Here is a 20367-nt window from a genome sequence, read left to right as displayed (position 1 = left end):
CGCCGGGTAGCTCCAGGCGATGTACACGCTCACCCGGCGCCGGCCGCTTTTGTAGGGTCGGGCCTTGTGGTCCTGGTTGTAGGTCCGCGCGACCGTTATGTCTCCCATGGCCTATTGCATCTGCTCGAGCATCTCGGAGAGGGCGGCCTTGATCTTCAGGGCCTTCTTGATCTCGTCGCTCGTGAAATAGGGATACTCCCCGTATTCCAGGAAGCTGGGGCACTGGTGGTCCCGAAGGAACGTGATGAACGCGGGCGTGTTCGTCTTCCAGTCTATCGGAAACCCTTCGAGGTTCTCGAAGGCGGTGTCGAGGCCTGCCTTCCGGAACAGGACGACGGCGTCCTCGGTGTACTTGTCGAATTCCGTGTCGAAGATTCCCTGGTACATGAACCGGGTGTCGTTATCGAAGAGGACCCAGCGCAGGTAGTGGAGCTTGAGGGGGGCGAGGAGGTATGGGTCAGGCTCGAGCGCCTTCGCCAACCTCTCGCCGTAGCTGCGGATTGCCTCCGCCCTGCCCGGCTTGACGTTCGCGATGATGGTGAATCCATGACACGCGGGCGTCTTGGGGTAGATGGGGCCGTACTTCCCCTTTTCGAGGTGGTCGGCCGACTTGGGGAGCGCGACGGCCTTGGGGTTGATCTCCATATGGGAGTGTTGGGCTTGGGGGAGCCCGCTGACAAGGGGCGGCTCTCGCAGGTCGATGGCCTCTTGGACAGGAGGAGTGGGGAGCATCGGCCCAGCACTCGCCTGGCTTTTTGACAGCCTGAGGGACCGCGGCCTGAGGCATTCCCCATTCGTGCGTGCTGGCGGGAGAGCGGTCACCCGTTGGCCAGGGAAGGTGTCAAAGCATTCGAACGGCGCCTGGGCACGGTGCCCCCCGGAAAACAAAAGGCCCCAGGTTCCGGAGAACCTGGAGCCCTGAAGATTGCCAGGACTGGAAGGGAGGGCCTCAGTTGACGGTGAACTCGCGCGAGTAACCGGTGTACGGGCGGATGAGCCCGTCCCAGCCGGACTTCCAGTCCCCGTCATGGCGGATGCGGTAGGTGCCCGGCGTGGCGTCCGCCGGAATCGTCCACTCGGTGGTGACGTGCGAGCACCCGTACGTGGGCGCGCAGTCGTAGCGCTGCCAGCGGTACTTCGTCTCCCAATCCCAGTCGTTGGCCACCGTCACCCACGTGCCGGTGCTCGTCTTGCGCTGCACCTGGAGGAAGCTGCCCTGGCGGCGCAGGTTGTTCTTCGGGTGGCCGCTCCAGAACTCCACGCCCACCGTCTGGCCCCGCGTGTACGAGGCGCTCGCGTCCTTGAAGACGCCGCCGAAGCTCACCCACAGCAGCTTGTCGTCGTACACCACGCCCGTCTGCACCGTGGACTGCTCGTTGCGCAAGTCGCGCGGGGTGGGGCCCGCCGCCACGCTCGTGCCCGTGCGCATCGCGATGGCCAGCTTGTCCACCTCCTGCTGCACCGCCGCGAGCTGCCACGGGCCGAAGTGCGTGGAGGCGCCCTCGTAGTCCTGCTTCGCGTACTCCTCGCGCGTGGTGAGGTAGCCCGCGTACGCGTTGGACAGGCCGGCAATCACCACCTGGTCCACCCCCAGGGGAGACAGCTGCGCGAGCACCTGCTGGCGCAGCCTCCGGCCCGACATGGTGGTGGGCTCGAAGGGCACCGCCACCAGCGCCACGTTGCCCAGCTTCACCACCTGCAGGGGCAGCACCTCGGGCGTCCAGGGGTAGGGCGTCATCGAGCCCGTCTCCAGGACGATGGGCTTCTCCCCCTGGCACGGCGTGGTGGACAGGGCGCAGTTGAAGACGCTCCACGTGTCCTTGAGGCTCTCGCAGGTGGAGCCCTCGGAGCCGTAGCCCGGGCCGTCCTCGGCGCCGGCAATCATCGAGTCCCCGATGGCCGCCGTGCAGGTGGTGTGCGCGAGGCCATCCGCGTACTGCGGCGCCACCGGCACCGCGTCGAACTTCACGTACGCGTGCCGGTAGTCCACCCCGCCCGTCAGCTTCACCGTCGCCGAGTCGTAGAGCGTCTTCGCCAGGGTGTACTGCTTGCGGCCCGACAGCTCCGTGCTCTCGAAGTCGTTGGCGCCGCCCCCGTTGGTGCCGCCGTAGATGTTGGGCGTCACGTCGCCCTCGTTGCTCTGCGCGAAGGCCGCCACGAACGTCTTCTGCGCCGTGTAGCTCGTCCCCTTGAGCTTCTCGAAGAGGTACGAGGCGTACCCCTTGTTGTCGCCGCTGATGAGCAGGTTGTCGTTGCCCATGGACGTGCCGTGCACGGCGAACCAGTTGATGAGGCCCAGCTCGCGCCCGTCATCCCCCTGCAGCCGCAGCAGCGTCATCTTCTTGTCCGTGTCGTAGCCGAACTGCCCCCGCTCGGTGGTGGGGTTGCGCAGGTAGGCCTCGGGCGAGCGGTTGATGCTCGCGTCGAGCAGGTCCCCCGACGCGAGCCGGATGCTGCCCGGCGCGAGGTTGTCGTGGGCCCGGACGATGGACTGGTAGATGCCGTCCACAATGGCGTCGAAGTTCTGCTTGTCGTAGCCGAGGATGGTGAGGTTGTAGAGCGCGTAGTGCGAGAAGCCTCCCGGCCCCGAGTGGGTGTGCGTGGCGCTCAGCAGCACGTTGTCGTCCGTGTAGAGCGTGCCGTACTTCGCGCGCAGCTTCTCCACCACCTGCTGCCGCACGCCCTGGAACACCTGGCCCAGGTCCGCGCTCACGAACACCGCGCGCTTGCCATTGCAGGGCGAGGAGATGATGAAGGCGCGCGCGCGCAGGCGCTGGTGGATGCCCGCCGTCTTCTGGTCCACCATGGCGTAGCCCATCATCCCCAGCTCGGCCGCCGGGCCGGTGATGTCATAGATGCCCGCGCCCAGCTGGAAGCCCTGGTTGGTGGCGCACACGTCGGTGAGCGCGGCGCTCTGCGTGGAGACGGAGGGCGTGGCCTCGTCCGCGGTGGGCTCCGGGTTGCACGCGCCCAGGGAGAGGGCGAGCACCGCGGCCGCCAGCAGGTGGGGCGAGGAAAGAACACGTCGTTGCATGAAAGCTCCTGTTTCGGGGATTCCGCGATTGTCGGCCAGAGGACGCCCTTGTTGCTGGCTTCCCGTGTTGGCGCGGTGCGTTGGGGGGGCGTTTCTGTCCACGACCATGAATCCGCCCCGGGCCGGTGTGCTGGGGGCTCGCACGGCGCGTCATCCTGCCCCGTCGTCGGACCGTGCCGCGAGGGGGCGTGACGCATGGGGAGGCAGAGCCGTCTCGGGGTGCTGCTGGGCGCGTGGCTGGCCGCGGGGAGCGCGCTGGCGCAGTCGAAGGACGTGGCCGTGCCGGAGGCGCCCGAGACTCCGGGCGGCGTGAAGACGCCCGAGACGCCCGAGCCGCCGGGTGGGGAGTCCCCCGAGGAGCCGTCGACGCCCGCGGTGGTGGACCCCAGCCTCGCGGGAATCGTGATGAAGGTGGGCCCCGCCACCGAGGAGGACCTCAAACGCGGCTACGTCTCCTTCCGCGCCCGCCTCAAGGTGGACATCAACTACGACTTCCGGCGCATCCAGAACGAGGAGGACTTCGTGCCCTCCTCCATCCCCGTGGGCGCCGAGCAGCGCGGGCCCAACCTCAACTTCAACGCCCGGCAGAGCCGGCTCTTCTTCGAGGGCGGAAAGCTCACGCTCCTGGGCCCTCTCGTGGGCCACATCTCCGCGGACTTCTACGGCGAGGGCTCCAGCGGCGGCGACTTCCGCGTCTACGAGGCCTACGCCATCATCGGCCCGCTGCTCGCGGGGCGGAAGTGGACCACGTTCATGGACCTGGAGGCCGTGCCGGACACCATCGACTTCCAGGGGCCGGGTTCCATGGCCGCCTCCCGGCGCGAGGTGCTGCGCTACGGCAACACCTTCGGCCCGCTGCTGGTGCAGCTCGCGCTGGAGCGGCCCCTCCCCGACATCACCCTCTTCAACCCGGACACGCAGGAGGTGCGCAAGCCGCTGCCGGACGTGGTGGGCGCGCTCGAGTGGAGCCTCGGCACGGGTCGGCACGTGCGCGTGGCGGGTCTGGCCCGGTGGCTCTCGTACTACGAGCTCGGTGGGGTGAAGCGCGCGGTGCCGGGGTGGGGCGGCCTGCTCAGCGGGCTGTGGACGTGGGGCGAGCGGGGCTCGCGTGTCTCCGCGCAGGTGCACTATGGCTCCGGCGTGGGCGCCTATACGAGCGACCTGGTGGGGCTCGGGCTCGACGCGGTGGTGGCGCCCTCCGGCCAGCTGGAGGCGGTGCCCTCGCTGGGCATGTTCGCCTCGCTCGAGCCGCATTGGAGCGAGCACCTCGCCTCCTCGTTCGTCTACGGCTACCTCGAGGTGTACCCCCGGGCCGCTCAGCCGGGCACCACCCTCAAACGCACGCACTACGTCTCCGGCAACCTCCTCGTCTCGCCCGTGCGCTCCGTCACCTTCGGCGCGGAGCTGCTCTTCGGACGGCGGGAGAACCTGGACGGCGCGGGCGACAACGCGGTGCGCGTCATCTTCTCCACCCGCTTCTTCTACTACTGAGTGAGCGCGCGGTGGACGCGGCCCATCGCCGAGATGAGCTGCTCCACCTCGTCCCAGGTGTTCGCCACGGTGGGCGTGGCACGCAGCACGCCCTTGTCCCTCGGCACCAGCGGGTAGCCCTGAAGCGTCACGTTGAGGCCCTCCTCGAAGAGCAGCTGGCCTCCGCGCTCCACGTTCTCCGCGCCCCCCACGTAGGCGCTGACGATGGGAAAGGCCGTGTCGTTGTCCGTCGGAATGCCCTGCTCCCGGTACGCGTCGAGGATGGCGCGCGTGTACTCGTACAGGGTGCGGCGCCACGTGTCGCCCTCACGCGCGTTGAGCTCCAGCCCGGCGAGCGCCGTGGCCAGTGACGCCGTGGGCACCGGGCCCGACACGAGGTAGCTCGTCACCGTGCACTTGAGGAAGGGCTTGAGCTTGCTCGGACAGGCGATGAAGGCCGCCAGCGACGAGTACGCCTTGGACAGCCCCGACACGTACAGCACGTTGTCGTAACCGAGCCCCAGGTGGCGGATGACGCCGTTGCCCTTGTGGCCGTAGGGGTGCTCGGGCGAGGGGTTCTCTCCCAGCACGCCGAAGCCGTGCGCGTCGTCCACGTAGACAATAGCGTCGTAGCGGCGCGCCAGCTCGATGATGCGCGCGAGATCCGGCAGCCGCCCCGTCGTGGACAGCACCCCGTCCACCACCACCAGCCGTACCGTGGCGCTCGCGCTCGCCGCCAGCCCCGCCTCCAGCGTGGAGGGCTCGTCGTGGCGGAAGGAGGTGAGCGTCGCCCCCATGTCCCTCGCCAGCCGGCAGCCGTCGTGGTTCACCTTGTGCACCACCTTGTCCGCGAAGATGGCCGCCCCCTTGCCCGTGAGCGCCGGGATGAGGCCCATCCCAATCAGGCTGATGGTGGGCAGCACCAGCGCGTCCTCCGTGCCCAGCAGCGCCGCCAGTTGTGCCTCCAGCCGCTCGTACAGCTCGGGGCTGCAGCACATGCGCGCCCACGAGGGGTGCGTGCCCCAGTCGCGCACCGCCGGGCCGATGGCCTCCATCACCTCGGGCCTCAAATCCAACCCCAGGTAGTTGCACGAGGCGAAGTCCGTCAGCCACCGGCCTCGCACCCGCACCTTCCGGCCCCGAATCTCCGTGGCCACGTTGTCGTAGAGCCCACTGCGCTGCAGCAGCTCGTACACCTCGCGGTTCTTCTGGCTCAGCACCCGGTCGATGGCCCGGTCGAAGACGTCGCTCATGAGAAGGCTCCTCGGGTGGCCGTTTTAACCAATGCCCGTCCCGGGTGTTGGGGGTGGGGCGCTGTCCGGGTTTCTGGCTCTTCCACACTTCGTGTGGTTCAGGGGCAGCGAGCCGGCGAGCCTCACTCGTACAGTCGTTCGCATGCACCCAGGATTCACACAAACAGCGGGAGAGCCACGTAACCGGGGCAAGCCCAACAGGCCTTCCATCCTTCCTATGCTCTCCAGCGTCAACGCGTGCTGGCCAGCATCGCCGACAGCTCCTGCAGGTCGGGATTGTGTGGGAACTGGTCTCGCAACTCCTGAACCAGTGCGGCCAAGCCGCCTGGCAGTGAACCGTTCCTCGCGAGAGTCGCAGCTTCTCGCCAGCGAACATCGGGCCTTTCGTAGGTCTTTAGGCGCTTGCGCTCTCCACCTGCGCGTTCCCAGAAATAGTCCAGGAGATCCGGAGCAAGGCCTGCACCCAGCTCGGCCACGCGGCTCACCAGGAGGTTATCTACCGAGCCTGTAGAGGGGTCCGGCCGCCTGTTCCACGAAAGCCTGAAGCGCTCCCAAGTGGGGAGTAGCTCCTGGCACGCCTCCACAGCAGGTCGTAGCTCAGGCACGTTCCTGTAACGGTCGTAGAGCATTCTGGCTGCGCGTATCCATTTCCTCGCTAGCACGGCTTGCCCCACGGAAGCCGTGACCAGTGCCCAGTCAGTGTGCACGAAGCACGCCATCCACTGGATCGCCTCTTCTTCGCTTGGTGGCACGTCCCAGTTCAGGAGCGCTGCAAATACCCTCGCGGAGGGACGTGCCCGGCGAGCCCAGCTCAAGACGGCTTCGGCCAGCGGGCGCTCAACGTTCGGAACCGAGTGGCCCTCCTCGCAGCGTCGGACGAGAGCTTCAGCCACCCGAGGAAGCAGCGCAGCTCGTCCCGTGCTGCTCAACGTCGCCCACAAGGAAGATCGCTCAGGGTGATCGAGAGCGATGCCGGCCAGGCCCTCAGCCAATGAAGCAACAAGTCCTTCCGGCTCGTCTCCGGCGAGAACCGCATCCAGGAGACTCCGCCCGAGTGATTCGCGATTCACACCTGGGGGCCAGTTCGCTCCCCCTGCCCGCACGTGCGCGGCCCACAGCGCTCTCCACCTCGGCTGGCCCGCGTCCAGGGGGCGTAACAGTTCGGGTTCTCGTGCCGTTCGAAGTGCTACCAGCTCGAGGAGCTTCGCACTGGCTGACGAGACCGCTTCCTGGACAACCACCCCCCCCGGCAAGCGTTCGACGAGGAGTGTCAGGCCAGCAGACGAATCGCCCGGAAAGGTCAATTGGGCCTGAAAGGCTTCATGCGGCGAAGACGTCTGCATCGCCGCCCATGCGTGCAACCGGGGCCATCGGCGTTCCACCGCCTGTTGCCGAAGCTGCCGTAGCTCCGTCTGACTCAACCCCGCGCAGGAAGTGACGGCGAGCAAGCGTTGCTCGACTCTTTCGGTCGGGGGAAGAAGCGCCCGGAGGGACTCTGCAGCATGGGGGAGTGCCACCCAATGAAGCGCTGCCGAGGCCCAGCGAGCGTCGAGCTGGGCCAGCCCAGACGCAAGGCTCGCGTGCACCGCCTGTCGCCACCAGTTCTCTGCTTGGCCTGGAGACAGCAACTCCAATATTTGCAACGCCTCCTCGGCAGGTAGCCCTGGGGCTTCGCGGCTGATCCAATCTTTGACCGCGTTCTCGAGGGCCTCCCCTTCGGGGAGATGTGCCAGAGCGAGGTTCGCGAGCGACCGCACAAAGGTGGGCGGTGCCCCGGTGAGGCCCCGCACCAGGGTACTCAGGCCTTCTTTCTTCAGAGCCACTGCGGCTTCAGGCCCGGCAGCCAGGGTCAACATCGTTCGCAGGAGGTTCAATGCTTGCTGTGGCTCGTGAGCCTCGCGCAGCCGATCCAAGCGCTCGGCGGCACGCGCTACTCGGACAATGCTTCCCAGATCCGCCGGTAAAGGGAGGCAGGCCGTGCGCACCTCATCGAACGTCGGATCTCTTTCTCCCACGAGCCATCTGGCTGCGCGGCTGAGCTGGAGATCGGGCGGCACAGTGATCAACCGATGTCCCCTCCACTGGAGAACTCGTTGCGAAGGAACGCCGAACATCCAGGGAGGGGTCACCGATTCGCCACCCTGAGGTGGGCTGATTGCCACCCGCGCGGAGAATGCACGCCGGGCCTCTGGCCAGAGTCGGTCCCAGAGGGCCGCGATGAGCCCCGGCCATACGTCCAGATCCGCCAGAACGGGCGGTCCTGGATTCGGATCCAGCAGCGCCTCTGCCACGGCTCCCAACAACGCGGATGCGGGCAACGGGATCGGACCCTGGCCACTGAGCGTCTCCAGCGCAGGGAGCAGACTGTCGACGGCCCCTACTTCATCGAGGCGCCACAGCAAGACATCGCTGCGCACCATTCCACCCCGGAGGGCCTGTTCGTCCGGTAGCGTCCACCAAAGGGCCCACCAGTTCTCCACCGGTCCACACCCCACGGAGGGCCACCACCGCTCTCCGGGGGCGTAGGAACCAGGAGGTTTGTCGGTCAAGCCCAGTAGCGCTGCGGGCGGGCGGGCTGGATGACCCTCCCACTTCATCAGCCCATGCATGTTGTCCTGGGCGCCGTACCGAGCTCGGAGAGGGCGAATCATCATGCTCCCACGAGCCATGCCAGGGGCCGGCTCAGGTCTGGATCCGGGGTTCCTCCTTCCGGAGGAATGACCCATCCCTGTTTCTCCGGCCCTTCGTCGATGAACGTCTCCGCGGCGCCGTTGCGCTCCAGGGGGCGCCCTAGCGCGGAGAGTCCCCAGATGCTCAGGACGTCGGTGGCCCAATTGCTCTCGATGAATGACGACACAAGGGGAAGGTGATCAGCGAGTGCCTGTCGGGGAGGTGCCCAGACCTTTCCGGGTTCGGCCTTCTCGAACTCGTCGTAGCAGGAGAGCAGTACGGCCAGGCGAGGCCGTCGGATGCGGTCGATCTGGCCCACTCCAGCGACATGCAGCAAGAGCTGCAGGAGTTCCACCCAGTAGGCGTTGGCGTCCCACTCAACCGCGCGTTTAGCGGTATCGCTTCGATTCTCTAAACGCTTGGTCAGCTCACTCAAGGCATCAGGATAGGTGGTCTCGCTCTTGAGGCGGATGAGCAATACCCAGCCCTCCGCTTGAGTCAGGCGCGACCTCCAGGCCTCCGGAACTGCGCGCTGCTCGAAGACCTGACGCAGCTGTTCACCGCCGTAGTCCGGCCAGCGGAGGTCCATGGCGTTGCCGTGCGCGTCCGCAAGAGGCAGCAAGACCTCGGCCCATGTGTCGGCGGAGGTGTGCTGTGCGGCACGGCCTTCTTCCAGACAGCGAAGGACCTCCTCCAACGCACTGAGATTCGACGGCGTGCCCCGGTCATTTCGGAGCCGAAGCAGTCCCGGTCGCCGCCGCACCCGGCCGTAGAGCTGGCCGGCGTAATGGGTCTTCCCGCTGTGCGGACCGCCGAGGAGTACCAACTCAGGAGTGCGCACGGGTCCCCCGAAAGGCTGCGAAGGGCTGGTGCTGGAGAACCGGCTCGAGCACGGGACTGGCTCGGGGAGGGGTCCACGCCTCGCGGAGCACCGCCTCCAGCACGGTCGCTAGCGTCTCCCGTGAATCGGTGCTGCTCTCGACCTGGGTTGCGTGGGGGATGTGCTCGGTCAACGTGCGGCTGAGCGCTTCGCGAATGCTCTCACCGGGCTTGTGGTCCGCCTTGGACCACACCAATACGGTGGGTCTGCGGCCCACGTGATTGCCCAGCCGCTCCAAGAGCTGGCGAACTTCATTCCGAGCCTGTCCTCGCGTGGGACCACTCAGGCGAGCGGAGTCCGCGAGCACCAGGAAGACATCCGCATGCCGGACGATCCACCGAGCTCCATCGGCGTCTGGAGCGTCTTCCTGGATCGACCAGCGGGTGAACCACTCCCCAGGAGCATCCGTGAGCAACACGTCGCGGAACTCATCCTGCGGGCCTCGAAGCGCGAGGTGCAGCAGCCCCGGAACCCGGCTGGTGCCCCGAGGGGTGTGGGGTGGAAACGATGGCGCGCGCGCAGCATCATCGAAGCGTGTCCAGGCCGCCAAGGACTCCCAGGCTCCCATGGTTCGGGAGCCGGCGAAGCGCGCTTCCGCCAGCGTGCGTCCCCGAAGCAGCTGGAGGTAGTTGCCGACCAACAGGGTGGTCTTTCCTGCGTCGTGAGCGCCCAGCACGCCTACCAGGATGGAGCGGCCTCGCGGAACCAGGTTGGAGAGATCCGACAGACCCAGGGCGCTGCCTGACCAAGGAACCCTCGCCGACGTCTCGGGCGGTGAGGCAGCATCCTCGGCCTTGGAGTCGGCTGCGGACCAGGAAGAGCACTCGGAGTAACGCACGTGTCCCAGGGCGCAGGCCTCGCCATCGTGGACGAAGCAGTTGACGTTCGAGCAAGGCCCCATCATCTCTCGCTCCCTGCGAGGCGCACGGCCTGCTCCTGCCGGAACAGGGCGCGCGCGAGTTCTGGGAGGCTCATCGAGATTTCGCCAGAGAGCCCGGCACGCTTAACGGACTTGTCGAGGTCCAACTCCCGATCCCCCAGTGTCAGGATGACCAGATCGCGCAAGCTCAGGCGGCCTTCAGTCGGCGGAGGGCTCAGTGGCTCCATCCAGTTCCTGGGGAGTCGCTCTCGGGACTTTCGGAGTGTACCGAGCAGCTCCGGCAACACCTGTACACGACGGAAGTCTGCTTCGGGGAGCCGGCTGACTGTCTCCGAGAGCAGGTAGCTGACGCTGGCAGGAGTGGGCATCGTGACATGGTCAAGGAGGTCGATGGCCATGACGACCGCGGCGAGGTTGGGCGGCAGTTCCCTGTAGCTGCAACGCACGGACTCCGAATAGAGCGCTTCGGACCACCAGAGGACGTCCAAGCGGAGCCGCGCGGATTTCTGGCGGGCTTCACTGGCCTCCAATGCGTCCTGAACCCAGCGCTGCTGCGAGGTCAGGGCGTTGCCGAGAGTCCCAACGAGTTCGGTCTGGGAGTCATTGACCCGCTGGCTGAGCTGACCCTGGTGCTTGCTGATTGCGGCTGCCAATGCATCGAGTTCATCGGCGAGCACGACGTGCATCCGGTCAGCGAAGTCATACGACCAATTGGGTGTTTGGGCGTAGGGCCAAGTGGGATTTGCATTGGAGAGTGCTGGGGTGTTGTTGCGGTAGCCGGGACCCACTGTCGCCGCGACCCGCAACAGCAGGTCCTGTCGGTTCACCTCATGAGGCGCCGGAGACTGCGCCGCAGGCTTCGCCTCGACCTTGGGTATGGCCTGCCGTTTGTTGGCAGGTATCGAGGGGATCACGAGTGCCAGTTCTTCGGTGCGCGTCGCCACCGCCTCAAGCATCCTGCGCACCGTCGGCTCCTCTTTCCCCATGCGCACGAGTGGTAGCGTGTCGGCGGCAGTCAGCCACAGGATGGCTGCGTTCTTCCCCTCCGCAGCCTGGGCGCAGGCCTCAAGCAGGATGGCCCGGAACAGCTTGATGGGGGGGTTGGTATGCACGGAGTTCATGGACTTCCACTCGTGGACCAACGCTTGTGCCGCCTGCACGATGTCGGGCTCCTCCGCAGGGACGTCGGGATCGAGCCCCGCGAGGATGGCGCCGATAAGCCTTGAGGGAGTGGCACGGAACTCCTCAGCGACCGCCTTGGCAGCGCGCTCCACTTTCGCGAAGCGCTCGTCGTCCCCGCCAAGGTTCTCGATGAGACCTGCAGCCAGCAGATCGGTCAGCAATCCAGTCATTCGAGTCTCCGAGTGAGCACGGCGACCGTACCAGTGGAGGCGGAGTTCCGCAGCACCGCGTTTGAACAGGCCGACTACCCGAGCATCTTGATGTAGCGCAGGAGCACCGTGTTACCGGGAAGGTCCTCCAGGGCCGCTCGTAGCAGTGCCTCGGGACGAACCGAAGCCCCTTGCGTGCTCCGCATCCAGAGCCGCTGCCACAAATCCTGCGGCCGCGAGATGTTCTCCACTTCACTCGCCTTGCCGCCGGCGCGCCCCCAGAGGGCACGAGCATCCTTCACATCTGGGTACTCCTCGGCGAGCAGGAGGATCAGGTCACGGGGCAGCTCAATGCCGGGCCGGTTCGCCCGGGGAGGAGGTGCGTCGGGTTCCCCACGGACTTCCTTGGGCTCTGTCGAAGTCGCCGCATTCCGGCCAGGGAGCAGATCGGCCGAGTTGCGCAGCAGGGTGATCAGGCACTCGGCTGATGCTCGCGCGGCGAAATGGCGGTAGCGATCGTCCTTGAAGGTGTCGCCGTAGTCCGAGACTCCTTTGGCCACCACCACCGGCACATCGAGGAGTTCTCCCAAGGCCCCCAGGGCGCTGGCTTCCATCTCTACCCCCAGTACGGTGCGCATGGAGTCGGCGAGGCGCGGGAAAATGCCTGCATCCTCGGTGACGGAAGGGCCCGTGGCGATGGGAGCGACGTGTACCTGGAAGGCGCTTGGAGGAGGGAGCCCGCGGGGGTAGAGCAGTTCCTGCTCAGCAGCATACGCCCGACCGGTCTCGGTGAGGGTGAGGGGCTTGTCCAGCCACTTGCGCTTCCACAGACGCGGAAGGACGACGCTCCAATCTGGACACGCCGCGTCAAAGTCGGCACTGCGGCGAGGATCCTCGCCGGCCAGGAGCCGCAGCAGGGCCCAATCCTCCTGGTGCTCCAGCGGTAGCAAGGGCCGCTGGGCGAGCCACGAGGCTGTTGCCGGAATGGAGACCTGCTGCATGCGCTGCACCCAGGTGGTGGGCCGCGGGCGATAGGGGAACATGTCCCCCTGGAAGCGCTGCATACCGTCTTCCACGATCAGCTTTCCTGCGTCGTATGACCACAGCCGATCAGCGAAGATCACGTCTCCGAGCACCACTTTGCCCCGGCGTCCGGCGCAGATTCCACTCATGGCGATGCAGCGTGCGGGCTGCTCCTGGATGAGCATGCTCGTGACGGCCTGAGCCCGCTCCCGCCCCATGTGGCTCGCCCACGTGGTTCGAATGCTCAAGGAGGGCCCGGTTGAGGTTGCGAAGCTAGCATCGGCCACGATCCAACCCTTGGGGCCCACGCTCTCCACCCACCCCGGGCCGAGAAGGCCATCAGTGACCGCCAGGACCTGGTCGTACTCATCCTTCAGGGCGCAGATGAGGAGGATATCGAGCATCATGGGCACTGACGTCTATGCCGCTTCAACCGCGATAAGTACAGGCGGAATGGGCTCTGTTGAGGGTACGGGCTGGTAGCCGGATTTCCGGGCCAGCGAATAGACTTTCCCCTCCCTCCGTCTGGGACGACACCATGAACCGCTTCCTCGGCCCCGCCTCCCTCGGCTTGTCCCTCCTGGCTCTCTCCGTGGCCCTCTGGGGCCCTCGCGGTGAGACGGTGGCTCCCGCCTCCCCGCCCTCCGAGCCTCCTACCGCCTCGTCTTCACTGGAGTTGAAGGAGCTCGAACGGCGGGTGAAGAACCTCGAGGACACCTCGCTGAGCCTGTCCAAGCGGATGATGCTGCTGGAGCAGCGGCCCGTGGTGACCTCGGATGGCGGCGTGGTGGCCGTGGCCCCGGGCCTGTCCGCCGAGGTGGAGCAGCTCCGCTCGGAGGTGCGCGGCCTGGTGGCAGGCGAGGCGCTCAACTCCGAGGGCGGGCGCCAGTACCTCAAGGAGATGGTGCGCTCGGTGCAGGAGGACATGCGCGGCGAGCAGCGTGATGCCCGGATGCAGCAGTTCCAACAGGTGCAGGCCCAGGTGCAGGCGGCGCGCACCGAGCGCATGCGCCAGTTCGTCTCCGACGCGAAGCTGAGCTACAGCCAGGAGCAGGAGCTCTCGCGGCGGATGCAGAACGAGGACACCCAGCGCCAGGCCCTCATGGACGCGGTGCGGGCCGGCGAGAAGTCGCCCCGGGACGTCCGCCAGGAGGTCCGCCAGCTGCGCGAGCAGACGGACCAGTCTGTGAAGTCCGTGCTCGATGAGTCGCAGCAGGCGAAGTACGAGGAGATGCGGCGCGAGGAGATGCGCGAGTTCCGTGGCGGCGGAGGCGGACCCGGGGGCTGGCGGGGGCAGGCGCAGGGCGGCCAGCCCTGAGCGGCGCTCCGTCCCGCTTCAGTCTCCCGCGGCCGCCCGCTCCAACGCGCCCCCGGCGATGAGGGTGAGGAAGGCCTCGTAGGACAGGCCCGCCTCCCTCGCGGCCAGCACGCACGGGGCGCTCGGGGCCAGGTAGGAATTGGGCGTGACGTCGATGAGCAGCGGCACCCCGCTCGCGTCCACCCGGAACTCCACCCGGCCCCAGTCCCTCCCTCCCGCGAGCCGGAAGGCCCTCACGCACAGCTCCTCCACCGACTCGCTCCGGCGCCACCGCGAGGCCGGCTGCCGCGTGGGCACCGGCTGCCGCCACCGCGCGTCCTTCTCGAGCAACGGCGCGTCTCCGGACAGCCCCGGCTCGGTGAACCACTTCGCGTCGAAGGTGCGCATCCGCAGGTAGCCCTCGGGCAGGTCCCCGAAGGTCTGCTCCATCACCGGCAGCGCGCGCAGCGGGTAGCCCGCCACCGACACGTAGAATTCGCGGCCCCCCACGTACTCCTCCACCAGCACCGGGCCTCCGAAGCGGCCGAGCAGGTGCCGCGCCCTCGCCCGCACCTCGGTGTCGTTCCACGCCACGCTCGCCGCCTCCAGGCCGATGGAGGCGTGCTCGCCGCAGGGCTTGAGGACGACCGGCGGCTCCAGTTCCAGCGAGAAGCCCTCCGCCTCCGCCGCGTCGTGGATGCACTGGAAGCGCGGCGTGGGCACGCCCTCGCTCGCCAGCAGTGCCTTGAGGGCATGTTTGCTCTTGGTGAGCGCCAGGCCCCGCGCGTCCGCGCCCGTGTAGGGCACGCCCAGCGCGTCGAGCACCGTGGGCACCAGCAGCGCCGCAGCCCCCTCTCCGCCGAGTGTGTCGCACAGGTTGAAGACGAGCGGTGGGCGCTCGCGGGCCAGGGCGTGGAGGGAGTCGAGCGCCTCCGGGCCCAGGGCCAGCGGCGTGGCCGGGTGGCCCGCGCGGGTGAGCGCCTCGGCGATGGGGAAGGCGTCCGAGTTCTGCTTCAGCCGCTCGACGTCCGGCGCGTACGGGTGGAGCGGGTTGTGGCGCGTGAGGACGGTGGCGGCGTCCACGTCGTAGGCGACTCGGAGGGGCGTGGCTCCGCGCACCGGGAGGCTCGGGGGCGACATGGGGTGGGGCGCTCGCTAGTTCCTGGTGGCCGGGGGCGGGGTGCCGCCGTCGTCGCCGCGGATGAAGCGGCTCTCCGTCCGCTGAATGCCGCTGCCCTTGCCGTAGTGGAGCCGCTTTAATAGCCGGCGGCGCTGCTCGGTGTGGTCCGGGGACGTGCTCGCGCCGGAGGGCTCGGGGGACGGGGTTGCCGGGGCCGTTGGGGCCGCCGCCGGAGCCGCCGGAGCCGCCGGAGCCGCCGGAGCCGCCGTGGCCTCGGACTCGGGGCTGGGACGGGTGACGAGGTTCGCCCGCTCCTCGGGGGTGAGCGCGCGGATGCTGGAGCCCTTCGCCGACTCATCGCCCGCGCTGAGCCGCCCGCCCTTCAGCCTCGACGGCGACGCGTCATCCGTGGGAGTCGCGTCGTGCGGATTGGCGGTGTCCTGCTTCGTGCAGCCCACGGTGCCCAGCAGGGCGATCAGCGGCAGTCGGGAGCGGCCCATGTGCAGTCCTCGCTTCACAGGCCGTCGGGCCCGTCACTCGGAGTCGGAGCGTATGCCGGGCGGTGCGGCACCCGCCAGCCCGCGTCAGACCTTCTGTCCCGTCACCTTCAGCGTGTGCCAGGCGATGTGGAAGCGGCCCTCGGCGTCCTGCCGCTCCAGGTTCGCCAGGTGCTCGCGCCCCTCGGCGGCCGTCACCCGTCCCTCCGCCACCGCCCGGTCCACCGAGCCCTGAATCATGTCCCGCACCACTGGATTCAGGTGCTCGAAGGCCTGGCGCACCTCCTCCACCCGCACGCCCCGCAGCCCGGCCGAGTTGAAGAACAGCTCGGGCAGCCGCCTCGCCAGCAGGCCGTTGCGGAACGTGCTCCGCAGCACCTCCTGCACCTGGCGGCTCACGGGGTCCAACCGCTGCGTCAGCTCCGGGTCCTCGAAGTCGTTGGCGGTGACGATGACGTGCCCGCCCGGACGCGTGACGCGCACCAGCTCGGCGAGCGCGCGCGCGGGCTCCTCCAGGTGCTCCAGCACGAGGCTCGCGTAGCAGCGGTCGAACGTGCCGCTGGCGAAGGGCAGCTGGTGCGCGTCGCCCCGCAGGTACTCCAGCGGCAACCCCAGCCCCCGGGCGCGCCGGCCCGCCTCGTCCAGCAGCACCTGGCTGGCGTCGAGCCCCGTCACGTGGCCCTCGGGGCCCACCATCTCCGCGAACCACTGGGTGAAATGGCCCGAGCCGCAGCCCACGTCCAGCACCCGCAGGCCCGGCTCCAGGAGGTGGGCCTGCCGGAAGCGCTCGGGGGCCGCGTGCATGGCGTTGAGCAGCGGCGCCCGCGTCAGCTCCAGGAAGCGCACGAAGAAGCCCGGGTCCGCCGTGTCGTCCACGATGGACCAGGTGTCATGCCAGGCCGGCCGTGTGCCCATGCTGTCCCCCAGGTGTTCAGGTGTCCCCCGCGTGCGGCTCCTCGGGAGGGAGCTCGAGGGCCTCCACGCGCGAGAATGCATCGAGGATCGCACGGATGATGGCCGTCCGCCCAGTCAGGAAGGCGCTGAGGTGTCCTCCGGGCAAATAACGCAGCTCCGCGCCCCGCCAGTGCTGCAGCAGGCGCAGCGTGGCCGAGGAGGGGACGAAGCCATCCCGGCGCGCGGCCACGAGGATGGCCCGGCGCGGGTTGGACAGGGGCGGCAGCGCGGTGGTGGACGCCGCGGAGAGCAGCTCGTGGAGCCGCTGGCGCGCCGCCTCGGGGCCCCCGGTGGTGCGGCCCAGCACCTCCCAGTCGGGTACGGCGGACAACACTCCCTCGGTGAAGACGGGCGCCGAGGAGGGCGAGGCGGCCAGCGGAATGACGGCCGCGGGCAGCGGGAACAGGGCGCCCGCGTAGGCGGCGATGCTGCCCCCCATGCTGTAGCCGGAGAGGCCCACCTTGGGGTGCCCGCGCGCCAGCAGCCAACCGAGCAGCGCCGTGGCCTCCACCGCCGTGGCGCGGAACATGAGCAGCAGGTCCACCACGGTGCGCACCGCCGCGCCCTTCTGCCCCGGCGGGCGGCGCGAGCCGTAATAGGGATTCTCCAGCAGCATGGCGCCCACGCCGTAGCGGGCGAGCTCCCCCGCGATGAAGCGGCGCAGGCCGAAGCCCTCGTCCCCCGAGGCGGCCAGGAAGACGCACACCGGCGGGCGCGGGCCGGCGTCGTGGGGCAGCAGCAACTGGAAGCGCGCCTCCCGGCAGGCCTCCGGCAGCGAGCCCACGGCGGCGGGGCTGGGGAAGTGGCCCTCCTGGACGAGCAGGTGCCCCTCGCGCCTGGGCGGGCGCAGGGCCACCTCGGACAGCTCGGGGAAGGCGAAGCCCTGGGGGCCTCGGGTGAGCTTCTCCAGCAGTGCCTGGGAGCCCCAGCCGTCCTCGAAGAAGCGGGGCTGGCGCGCCACCATGAACCTCGCGGCGAGCGCGTCCAGCCAGTGCATGCGATTCATCCTTCAGACTCCCGGGGAATGCCGCCCATCCTCGCCGCGTCCGGGCGGCATTCCAACCGGAAGTACCGGGCTATTGCTGCTCGTGGGCGAGCGAGTGCGCCGGCTCGGGCGCGTCCGACACCGACTCGAGGGTGTCCGCGGGCGCCGCCGGCTTCTGGCCCAGGAAGGCCGGCTGCCGGGTGGGGTCGTACGTGGGGCCCTGGGGCGCGGTGTCCGTGGACTGCGCCGAGACGCGGGGGGCGGTGGGCGCCGCGGCCGGCAGCGTCTTCGTCAGCGTGAGGGTGTCGCGCACGGTGCCGCCCGAGTCGATGAACTTCGTCACCAGCGTGCCGCCGTCCACCACCACGTCCAGGTAGCCCACGTGCGTGTTGTCGCGGTACGCGGTCCAGCTCGGCTGCGCGCCGGGGAAGGGGCGCAGGGTGGCGCCGCCGCTGCCCACCACCAGGTAGGGGATGCCGCGCGTGCCCGAGGCCGCCACCGCATCACCCTTCATCGCCTTGGAGCGCTCGTAGTTGTGGTCATGCCCGGTGAGGACGAGGTCCACCCCGTACTGCTCGAGGAGGGGGCCGAACTCGCGGCGCATGGAAGTGCTCGAGCCGTGCTCGCCGCTGCTCCAGAGCGGGTGGTGGAAGAAGACGACCTTCCAGGGGCGCGTGGTGGCGGCCAGGTCCTGCGCCAGCCACGTCTTCTCCAGCGAGAGCGAGCAGTCCGGGAGCGAGTAGCCGAAGGGGCAGTTGGAGTCGAGCGAGACGAAGTGCACCGAGCCCCAGTCGAAGGAGTAGTAGCGCTCGCTCCTGGAGGGGTTGTTGGCGGGCAGGTAGAAGTTGTCCACGTACGGCTGGCCGCTGTTGGTGACGTACTCGTGGTTGCCCGGCGAGGGGAAGAGGGGCACCCGGCGCAGCAGGGCCGCCATGGGCTTGAACATGTTGCTCTGGAACTCGGCGTCGGTGCCGGAGGAGTAGGCGTTGTCGCCGAGTGTGAGGAGCAACTCGCCCGCGCGCCCCGTCTGGCCGAGCAGGTTGAGCACCTGCGCCTGGAGCGAGCCGCCCGTGCCGAAGTCGCCCATGGCGGTGAAGTGCACGCGCGTCGTCTCCGGGCCGGTGGCCGTCTGGAAGCCGCGCACGCCGGTGACGGAGCCGCACGCCTCGACGACGTAGCTGTACGTCTTGCCCGGCAGCAGCCCGGTGAGCTTCACCGCGTGCTGCCAGCCGGCCGCCGTGGCCGTGGCCGTGCGGGAAATGTCCGCGCCCTCGCCATAGCGCACCAGGGGCGAGCAGGAGGCGCTGGTGCGGAAGGCCACCAGCGCACTGGTGGTGCCCACGCTCTGCAGGTACGGCTGGCGCGGCAGCGCGGGGCCCGAGTCCGTGGTGGGCACCGAGGGCGAGGGCGTGGGCGTGGTGTCCTCGCCGCAGACGCGCGCCTCGGTGATGGAGGCCCAGTCGTTGAGGGTGTTGCCGTTGACGGTGACGCGCAGGTAGCGCGCCTTGCGCGTGGCGGTGAAGCGGTACGTCTGCGCCGCCGTCGTCAGCGCGCTGTCGGCCGCGTACGCCTGGGTGAAGGTGGTGCCGTCCTCGGAGGTGGAGAGGATGAAGTGGCTCTGCCGCAGGTTGCCCTGGTGCCAGGCGATGGCGGCGCCCGCGAGCGGCTGCGAGCTGCCCAGGTCGAGCGTGAGCCAGGCGCCCTTGCCGGGGCCGCTCCAGCGCGTGACCAGGTCGTCGTCCTGGGTGTTGGCGGCCACGCCGCCGGCGCCGTCGTCACCGCTGGCGCTCGTGGCGGCGGTGGTGAGCATGCGGCAGTTGCTCACGGTGAGGGGGGACGCCGTCTGGGCGGGCGTGTCGGTCCGAGGTGCCTCCGCCGGGGGATGCTCGGGGGGAGCCGCCGCGGGCGGGGCAGAGGAGGGGGCTTCGCACGCCGTGGCGAGCAGGACACCCAGCAGACACGAGGAGGAGAGCAATCGGTTTCGAGTACGCATCGTGGGGGCCCCAACGGGAGGGCTGGACCTCCATTTCCCGAAGGCCCCCGGGCCGCCGTGTGCCCGGCTGCTGGCTTGCCGTCCTTCCCGCTCGCTGTCCGTCCGGGCGGGAGAGCGCCGGACGGGGTGGCCCCCCAGGCCGCGCCGTCCGGGGGGCCGCGCCATTGCCGTACGGTGTACGGAGTGGGTACCGTACGGCGTACGGAAGGGGCCGTCGGCAGCCCGGGGAGCACGGCATGTCCAGGACGAAGGCGAAGACGCGGACGAAGACGAGGGCCCGGGCGGGGGCGCGGGTGAAGCGGGTGGTGCGCGAGGAGCGCGTCCGGGCACCGCTCACGCTCGAGCAGCTGTGCGAGACGGCGCTGCGGCTGGTGGACTCCGAGGGCCTGGAGGCGCTGACGATGCGGCGGCTGGCCTCGGAGCTGGACGTGGGGGTGATGACGCTCTACGGCTACGTGAGCGACAAGGAGAACCTGCTGGAGGGCCTGGCGGAGTACGTGCTGCGCGGGCTGCCGCCGGTGACGGACGCGGCCGGCTGGGAGGCCCAGCTGCGCGCCTGGTTCGTGGCCCTGCGGCGCACGCTGCGCGCCCACCCGAGCATGGCCCACCTCTTCGCCCTCCAGCTGCTCTCCAGCCGCCCGGCGCTCGAGCGCTTCGAGGTGCAGCTGGACGTGCTGCGCCGCGCCGGCATCACCGGAGAGCAGGCGGTGCGCCTGTGGGTGGCGCTGCTGACGCACACCCTGGGTTTCGTCCTCTACGAGGCCCCCCGGCTCCAGGAAGTGGCCACCCTGGGCGAGGAGGGCCGCAACGAGCGGCGCGCCCGGCTGATGGCCCTGCCCCCGGAGCGCTTCCCCCTCGTGCTCTCCGTGGTGCCCCAGCTCGTCTCCACCGCCACCGACGCCCAGTTCGAGCTCGGCCTCGACTGCCTCCTCGACGGCCTGCGCGCCCGTTTCCCGGGGTAGGTCCGCACGCTCCTACCC

At 69.0% G+C, this 20367-nt stretch carries 16 protein-coding genes and 1 pseudogene; 3 read left to right on the top strand and 14 right to left on the bottom strand.

The features are described from left to right. Positions 1-111: 111 nt before the first annotated feature. The gene (locus tag ACJ8AN_RS14905; RefSeq protein WP_407756007.1) at positions 112-732 is read right to left on the bottom strand and encodes a hypothetical protein; all 621 of its coding nucleotides are present in this window, start codon (positions 730-732) and stop codon (positions 112-114) included. A gap of 217 nt (positions 733-949) precedes the next feature. Continuing rightward, the gene (locus ACJ8AN_RS14900; protein WP_407756006.1) at positions 950-3034 is read right to left on the bottom strand and encodes a neutral/alkaline ceramidase; all 2085 of its coding nucleotides are present in this window, start codon (positions 3032-3034) and stop codon (positions 950-952) included. A gap of 195 nt (positions 3035-3229) precedes the next feature. Here ACJ8AN_RS14900 and ACJ8AN_RS14895 point away from each other — a divergent pair, with 195 nt between their 5' ends. After that, positions 3230-4525, top strand: coding sequence for a DcaP family trimeric outer membrane transporter (locus ACJ8AN_RS14895; protein ID WP_407756005.1), 1296 nt, complete (start codon positions 3230-3232; stop codon positions 4523-4525). On the opposite strand, the gene ACJ8AN_RS14890 is transcribed toward ACJ8AN_RS14895, so the two are convergent. The 7 genes and pseudogenes from ACJ8AN_RS14890 to ACJ8AN_RS14860 form a co-directional block, all read right to left on the bottom strand. Beyond that, positions 4519-5757, bottom strand: coding sequence for an aminotransferase class I/II-fold pyridoxal phosphate-dependent enzyme (locus ACJ8AN_RS14890; RefSeq protein WP_407756004.1), 1239 nt, complete (start codon positions 5755-5757; stop codon positions 4519-4521). The genes ACJ8AN_RS14895 and ACJ8AN_RS14890 overlap by 7 nt on opposite strands. 230 nt (positions 5758-5987) lie before the next feature. Beyond that, complete coding sequence (locus tag ACJ8AN_RS14885) at positions 5988-6233, bottom strand: effector-associated domain EAD1-containing protein (RefSeq protein ID WP_407756009.1); 246 nt, start codon at positions 6231-6233, stop codon at positions 5988-5990. A gap of 1884 nt (positions 6234-8117) precedes the next feature. After that, positions 8118-8408: pseudogene (locus ACJ8AN_RS14880) on the bottom strand (hypothetical protein); the annotation flags it as partial. Further along, positions 8408-9268: a hypothetical protein gene (locus tag ACJ8AN_RS14875; RefSeq protein ID WP_407756003.1), complete on the bottom strand. Its 861-nt coding sequence runs from the start codon at positions 9266-9268 to the stop codon at positions 8408-8410. The gene ACJ8AN_RS14875 and the pseudogene ACJ8AN_RS14880, both read right to left, overlap by 1 nt. After that, positions 9255-10211, bottom strand: a complete 957-nt coding sequence (locus ACJ8AN_RS14870) for a TRAFAC clade GTPase domain-containing protein (protein WP_407756002.1) — start codon at positions 10209-10211, stop codon at positions 9255-9257. The genes ACJ8AN_RS14875 and ACJ8AN_RS14870 overlap by 14 nt, the downstream gene beginning before the upstream one ends. Then, entirely contained in the window at positions 10208-11539 is a 1332-nt protein-coding gene (locus tag ACJ8AN_RS14865; RefSeq protein WP_407756001.1) for a GTPase-associated system all-helical protein GASH, read from the bottom strand. Before ACJ8AN_RS14865 ends, ACJ8AN_RS14870 begins: the two co-directional genes overlap by 4 nt. A 74-nt stretch (positions 11540-11613) precedes the next feature. Further along, positions 11614-12948, bottom strand: coding sequence for an effector-associated domain EAD1-containing protein (locus ACJ8AN_RS14860; RefSeq protein WP_407756000.1), 1335 nt, complete (start codon positions 12946-12948; stop codon positions 11614-11616). A gap of 131 nt (positions 12949-13079) precedes the next feature. Between ACJ8AN_RS14860 and ACJ8AN_RS14855 the strand changes: the two genes are divergently transcribed. Further along, a complete protein-coding gene (locus tag ACJ8AN_RS14855) occupies positions 13080-13859 on the top strand; it encodes a hypothetical protein (protein WP_407755999.1) in 780 nt (259 codons plus the stop codon). An 18-nt stretch (positions 13860-13877) separates the two neighbouring features. Here the strand turns inward: ACJ8AN_RS14855 and ACJ8AN_RS14850 are convergent, their stop codons facing one another. The 5 genes from ACJ8AN_RS14850 to ACJ8AN_RS14830 all read right to left on the bottom strand — a co-directional run bounded on the left by ACJ8AN_RS14850 (position 13878) and on the right by ACJ8AN_RS14830 (position 19387). Then, the gene (locus tag ACJ8AN_RS14850) at positions 13878-14978 is read right to left on the bottom strand and encodes a hypothetical protein (RefSeq protein ID WP_407755998.1); all 1101 of its coding nucleotides are present in this window, start codon (positions 14976-14978) and stop codon (positions 13878-13880) included. A gap of 15 nt (positions 14979-14993) precedes the next feature. Then, positions 14994-15458: a hypothetical protein gene (locus tag ACJ8AN_RS14845; protein ID WP_407755997.1), complete on the bottom strand. Its 465-nt coding sequence runs from the start codon at positions 15456-15458 to the stop codon at positions 14994-14996. A gap of 84 nt (positions 15459-15542) precedes the next feature. After that, the gene (locus tag ACJ8AN_RS14840) at positions 15543-16370 is read right to left on the bottom strand and encodes a methyltransferase domain-containing protein (protein WP_407755996.1); all 828 of its coding nucleotides are present in this window, start codon (positions 16368-16370) and stop codon (positions 15543-15545) included. Positions 16371-16386: 16 nt separating this feature from the next. After that, positions 16387-17415: an alpha/beta hydrolase family protein gene (locus tag ACJ8AN_RS14835; protein WP_407755995.1), complete on the bottom strand. Its 1029-nt coding sequence runs from the start codon at positions 17413-17415 to the stop codon at positions 16387-16389. Between the two features lie 70 nt (positions 17416-17485). Continuing rightward, positions 17486-19387, bottom strand: coding sequence for a metallophosphoesterase (locus ACJ8AN_RS14830; RefSeq protein WP_407755994.1), 1902 nt, complete (start codon positions 19385-19387; stop codon positions 17486-17488). A 236-nt stretch (positions 19388-19623) separates the two neighbouring features. Here ACJ8AN_RS14830 and ACJ8AN_RS14825 point away from each other — a divergent pair, with 236 nt between their 5' ends. Continuing rightward, positions 19624-20349, top strand: a complete 726-nt coding sequence (locus ACJ8AN_RS14825; protein ID WP_407755993.1) for a TetR/AcrR family transcriptional regulator C-terminal domain-containing protein — start codon at positions 19624-19626, stop codon at positions 20347-20349. The last annotated feature ends 18 nt before the right edge of the window (positions 20350-20367 follow it).

This window comes from Archangium sp. (genome assembly GCF_045802675.1).
Lineage (GTDB): Bacteria > Myxococcota > Myxococcia > Myxococcales > Myxococcaceae > Archangium.
This window is presented reverse-complemented; position numbering and strand designations above follow the sequence as displayed.